This is a genomic window from Allobosea sp. P1_A7, from assembly GCF_056406775.1.
This window is the reverse complement of the sequence record NZ_JBFTZN010000352.1, coordinates 1-5185: the sequence shown is the minus strand read 5'-3', so window position 1 is coordinate 5185 and position 5185 is coordinate 1. Positions and strand designations below refer to the sequence as shown.

The following is a 5185-nucleotide window of genomic DNA, read 5'->3' as shown; positions in this document are numbered from 1 at the left end:
GCCATGGCCAATGCGACACAAGCCCAGCCCTGGAAGATCAGCTCGATCGCGAGGAAGGTGCCGAGGACCCAGAAGCTCGAGGCCGGCCATTGCGCCAGGATCATCCCGCCGAGCGCGAGTGAAAGCAGCCCGGAGACCAGAACCCAGATCCAGACCGGCGTCGGCCGCGTCTGGAAGGCGACGATGATGCGGAAGATGCCGGCTGCGACCAGGGCACAGCCCGCCAGAAGCGTCAGCGACGCCGTCGCCACGACCGGGTTGATGAAGGTCATGATGCCGACGCCGAGATAGAGCAGGCCGATCAGCACATGCATCAGCAGGCTTTTCCAGCCGCTGTGCCGGAAGGCGTCGATCAGCATGACCACGCCGCCGGCGAACATCATCGCGCCGAACCAGATGGCGCTGGCGACGCTGAGCAAGGCGGAAGCGCCAAGCCCGAGCACGCCAAGGATGACCAGGGCAATACCGGCTGCGAGCAGCCAGCCCCAGTTACGTCGCAAAGGCAGGAGATGCGTACCGAGAGAAGGTGGTTGATGCGCGGGTGCGTCCGACATGACCAGGCCCCCAGTGGAACTTCACGAAGGCTCCCACCACCGGGGCTCGCCGTCAACTCCGGGCGCACCCTAGGGGCGAACCGCTAATGTTATCAATAGGTTGCCAGACCGCCCAAAAGATCGAAAACGGCGCCGGCGGAGAAACTGCAGCGCTCACTCGCCAGCCAGGCGACGAGCTCGGCCAGCTCATCGGCCGTTCCCAGCCGTCCGAGCGCGCTCTTGGCGACCGCGCCGGGCCGCCATTCAGGCGAACGCGACCTGAGCCAGCGGCGTGACACGGATCGTCGCGGAACCGGCATCGAAACCATCCAGCAGGGCATTGTGATGCGCCACGATCTGCTCGACCTGCAACGTATCGCTGTCGGCCGTCGTATGCGCATCGGCGACGAGCGTGACATCGAAGCCCAGGCTGACGGCACGCCGGCAGGTGGTGTCGACGCAATACTGCGTCATCAATCCGGCGATCACGAGATGGCCGATCCTCCGTTCCGCAAGCACAACCTGCAGGGCTGTGTCGTGAAAGGAATCGCAGGCCGTCTTGTGAACGATGATGTCGCCCGGGTGTCGCGGCAGGTCGGGATGAAGTTCCCAGCCCGGGGTCCCGGTTTCCAGGCGGTGCCCGGCCGGGCCGTCATGCTGGATGAAGATCACCGGGCGGTGGGCAGCATGCGCGGCCGATCAACTCGGCCAGGCGCTCGCGCACTTTCGCAAAGCGCTCCCCGACGACTGCGCGCGCAGCTCCAGGCACGGCCAGGATGTCGCGCTGGACGTCGATGATGACAAGTGCCGTCATCAAGCGGCCTTGGCGCCCTCGAGGCGTGCATCGACCAGCTTGCGCAGGCTGCGCAGATCCTTGACGAAGCCGCGAATGCCTTCGGCGAGCTTCTCCGTCGCCATCGCATCCTCGTTCAGCGCGAAGCGGAACGCCTTCTCATCGAGCAGCAGCTTCGCGGGTGCCTTCCCGGAATTGTCCGGCGAGAGCCTGCGCGGCAGGTCGCCCTGCGCCGCAGCGAGCTCGTCGAGCAGGCCGGGGCCGATGGTCAGCCGGTCGCAGCCCGCCAGCGCCTCGATCTCGCTCGTGTTACGGAAAGAGGCGCCCATCACCACCGTGTCGATGCCGTAGGCCTTGTAATAGGCATAGATGGTGCGGACCGAGACCACGCCGGGATCGGTTTCCGCCGTGTAGGGGCCGCCGCCGGCCTTGACGTGCCAATCGAGGATTCGACCGACGAAGGGGGAAATCAGGAAGGCCTTCGCATCCGCACAGGCGATGGCCTGCGGCAGCGAGAAGAGCAGGGTCAGGTTGCAGTCGATGCCCTCTGCCTGCAGCACCCTGGCCGCCTGGATGCCCTCCCAGGTCGAGGCGATCTTGATCAGGATGCGCTCCCGCCCGATGCCGCGTTCCTGGTAGGCAGCGATGATGGCACGGGCCTTGTCGATGCTCGCCTGCGTGTCGAACGAGAGATCGGCATCGACCTCGGTCGAGACCCGTCCAGGGACGATCCCGGCAAGTTCGGCGCCGAAGGTCACGGCCAGCCGGTCGCAAACCGCATGCACGCGGGCGTCGCTGGAACCGGCAGCCTTCCGGCCCCAGACAATCGCCTCGTCGACGAGATGGGCATAGGCCGGGGTTTCGACGGCCTTGAGCAGCAAGGTCGGGTTCGTGGTGCAATCGACAGGCTTCAGACGGCGCACCGCTTCGATATCGCCGGTATCGGCGACGACGGTGGTCATCTTGCGGAGCTGGTCGAGCTTGGAAGCGGTCATGGCGATCCTGCCGAAATCGGTGTCTTGAACAATGGTCAAACCTGCGGCGCTCTTCCGGCCCGGTCAAGCGAGTAGGCCGGAAGGACGGCTGCGCGCACGGCGCAGATGGGTCAGCTCTTGACTGCCCCCGATGTCAGGCCCCCGACCATGTTCTTGCGGAAGCCATAATAGATCACAGCCGGCGGGATGGCGTAGAGCAGGCCCGCGGCCATCAGCAGATTCCAGGGTGCGTCATCCGCCGAGAGGAAGAGCCCAAGCCCCACCGCCAGAGGCACCGCCTTTTCGCTCGAGAGCAGCAGGAAGGCGTAGAGATACTCATTCCAGGCGAGCAGCAGCGCGTAGATGCCGATGACCACCATCGACGGCTTCATCAGCGGCAGATAGACCATGCGGAAGAGCTGCAGCGAGGTCGCGCCATCCATGATCGCCGCCTCGTCGAGTTCCTTCGGCAGCTTGTCGGAGGCCTGCTTCAGAACCCAGATCGCATAGGGCGAAGCCAGCGCGACCATGGCGAGGATCAGCGCGGTCTGCGTGTTGAGCAGCCCGTAGGAGCCCATCGCCTTGTACATCGGGATGGCGAGGAAGGCGRCCGGGATGAGGTAGGTCGCCAATGCCAGGTTCATGATCGTGCGCCCGCCCCTGACCCGCAGCCGGGCGATGGCGAAAGCGGCGCAGGTGGCAACGAAGAGCGTCAGCAGCCCCGTGGCCACGGCGATGAAGAAGCTGTTGAACATCTGCAGCCAGAAATTGGTCAGGTAATAATGCTGCTGCTTGAAGACGATCTGGAAGTTCTGGAGCGTCGGCTGATCGGGCCATAGCTTGCCGGCCAGCATCGACTCCTGGTTGGAGATCGAGAGCACGAAGAGATGGTAGATCGGCAGAAGGGTCCAGAGCAGGACCGGGATCGCGATCAGGATCAGCTTGCCTTCGTCGAGAACCTTTTTCATCACTCGGCTCCCTTGGACAGGCGCTTCACCATCACGAAGACCATCGGCAGGATCAGCGGCATCGCGACGATGATGGAGGCGATACCGAGATCCAGGTTGTTGTTGCGCATGTAGCGGATGCCGAGTGTCGCCAGCACATGGTTCAAGTCGCCCGGCCCACCCCCGGTGAGCAGGTAGACGCTGTTGAAATCACCCAGCGTCCAGATCATCGAGAGCATGGTCGAGGTGACATAGAGCGTCGCCAGCGACGGCCAGGTGATGAAGCGGAACTGCTGCCACCCGTTGGCTCCGTCGACGCTCGCGGCCTCATAGAGATCCTGCGAGATCGCCAGGCGGCCGGTGACCAGGATCAGCGTCCAGAACGGCAGCGACTTCCAGATATGGACCATGATCGAGCTCGCGAAGGCGAGTGTCGGGTCGGTGAGCCAGCCCGGCCCCTCGACGATGCCGAACCAGTGGAAGAGCTGCTGGTTGAGCATGCCGTTCTCCGGGTTCAGCATCACCCGGAAGGACAGGATGGTCGGAATCGAGGGCACGGCCCAGGGCAGGATGAACAGCACCAGCACGATGCGCACCCAGGCGCGCTGCTGCACGAAGAAGCCCGAGAGCCAGAGCGCGAGCAGGAACTTGAGGTTCACCGCCACGAACAGGAAGATGATGGTATTGACTACCGTGCGAACGAAGATCGGGTCCGCGAAGAGCGCGCGATAGGACTGCCAGTTGAGCCCCAGCCAGAGGCCGTAGCCGACCGGGTAGACCACCATCACGGCGAAGACGAGAATATAAGGCATCAGCATCAGCGCGCCCCAGAGCGCCCTGTCTCGCGTGTGGCCCGAGGTCATTTCGGCCGATACCGTTGCCGGCGCTGACATGGTGGTGGCGGTCATCAGTCGTCCTCCGAGGCCCCGCATTCTTTCGACGGGTCGGCATCCCGCGGCGTGTTCGGCCGCAGGATGCCGTTTTCGCGGTCGTTCAGGTCGTCGGGATCAGCCGGCGATCTGCTTGATGCGAGCGATCATCTCGTCCACGGCCTGTTCGGGCGAGATCTTGTCCTGGACAACGCGGTTCACCGCCTTGGCCCAGACGTTCTCGGCATTCACGGTCGTGAAATTGTAGTTGTAGACGAACTGGAATGGAACAGTGCCGTCCTTGTACTGCTTGTAGACGACCGCGCGGTGCGGGTCCTTGCCATCCGACCAGAACGGAGCCTCGATGCCCTTGAGCGTCGTCGGCACCCAGCGCCCAGCCGAGCCCTCGACGAAGGGACGCAGGTTCTCGTCCTTCATCAGGAAGGCCATGAACTCCTTGCCGCGCTTCTTGTTCTTCGCATCGGCGAAGATCACGGCCGTCTTGACCGCCGCCAGATTCGTCATGGGGCTGCCATCCGGCTTCCTCGGGAACTCGGCCGTGCGGATGTTCTCCTCGTAGTTCTTCTTCGCCGTCGCCCGCTGCTCGGCGGTCAACGCCGGATTGTTCATGTCGTCCATATGCTTGCCGGCGATCGAGATCGTGGCGTTATGCGTGGCGACGGTCGTGCGGTTGTGGAACGCGACGTTGTTGTCGGGGTCGAGCCAGTTCACCGACGAGGGCGGGGTGCAGCCGCGCTGGAAGATGTTCGCATAGGCCTTGACCGCCTCGATCATCCCGGCCCGGTTCTTGGGCTGATCGAGGACGATCTTGCCGTTCTCGTCGACGACCTGCGCGTTGAAGGCGTTGGCGAAGGTCAGGAAGCTGTAGAAAGTGTCGGAGGCGGCGACGCCCATGGGATGGCCGATGCCGTAGATGCGCTTGCCCTTGGCCCGCAATGCGCCCTGAACCTTGTCACACCAGAAATCCCAATAGCCGTCCCACCCCTTGGGGATGTCCGCTTCCTTGAAGCCCGCCTCCTCCAGCATGTCCTTCCAGTAGGTGATGTGC

7 protein-coding genes are annotated in these 5185 nt (G+C 63.9%); all 7 read right to left on the bottom strand.

Going from position 1 to position 5185, the window contains the following annotated elements; genetic code table 11:
• Window positions 1-554 (bottom strand): HdeD family acid-resistance protein (locus AC1D34_RS33815; protein WP_476826599.1); only part of this gene is annotated, 554 nt, incomplete at its 3' end.
• A 243-nt stretch (window positions 555-797) separates the two neighbouring features.
• A complete protein-coding gene (locus tag AC1D34_RS33810) occupies window positions 798-1205 on the bottom strand; it encodes an isochorismatase family protein (protein WP_476826598.1) in 408 nt (135 codons plus the stop codon).
• Window positions 1186-1347, bottom strand: coding sequence for a hypothetical protein (locus tag AC1D34_RS33805; RefSeq protein WP_476826597.1), 162 nt, complete (start codon window positions 1345-1347; stop codon window positions 1186-1188). Before AC1D34_RS33805 ends, AC1D34_RS33810 begins: the two co-directional genes overlap by 20 nt.
• Window positions 1347-2321: a transaldolase gene (tal, locus tag AC1D34_RS33800; RefSeq protein WP_441490114.1), complete on the bottom strand. Its 975-nt coding sequence runs from the start codon at window positions 2319-2321 to the stop codon at window positions 1347-1349. Before tal ends, AC1D34_RS33805 begins: the two co-directional genes overlap by 1 nt.
• Window positions 2322-2431: 110 nt before the next feature.
• Window positions 2432-3268 carry a carbohydrate ABC transporter permease gene (locus AC1D34_RS33795; RefSeq protein WP_476826596.1) on the bottom strand — a complete coding sequence of 279 codons (837 nt, stop codon included), beginning with the start codon at window positions 3266-3268 and terminating at the stop codon, window positions 2432-2434.
• The gene (locus AC1D34_RS33790; protein ID WP_441490115.1) at window positions 3268-4155 is read right to left on the bottom strand and encodes a carbohydrate ABC transporter permease; all 888 of its coding nucleotides are present in this window, start codon (window positions 4153-4155) and stop codon (window positions 3268-3270) included. Before AC1D34_RS33790 ends, AC1D34_RS33795 begins: the two co-directional genes overlap by 1 nt.
• Window positions 4156-4254: 99 nt before the next feature.
• On the bottom strand, window positions 4255-5185 hold a 931-nt coding region (locus tag AC1D34_RS33785; protein ID WP_476826595.1), incomplete at its 5' end, for an ABC transporter substrate-binding protein.

What these genes read in the sequence shown, in the direction of transcription:
- tal (WP_441490114.1), bottom strand. Translation starts at nt 2,321, where the DNA reads ATGACCGCTTCCAAGCTCGACCAGCTCCGCAAGATGACCACCGTCGTC.
- AC1D34_RS33790 (WP_441490115.1), bottom strand. Translation starts at nt 4,155, where the DNA reads ATGACCGCCACCACCATGTCAGCGCCGGCAACGGTATCGGCCGAAATG.
- AC1D34_RS33805 (WP_476826597.1), bottom strand. Translation starts at nt 1,347, where the DNA reads ATGACGGCACTTGTCATCATCGACGTCCAGCGCGACATCCTGGCCGTG.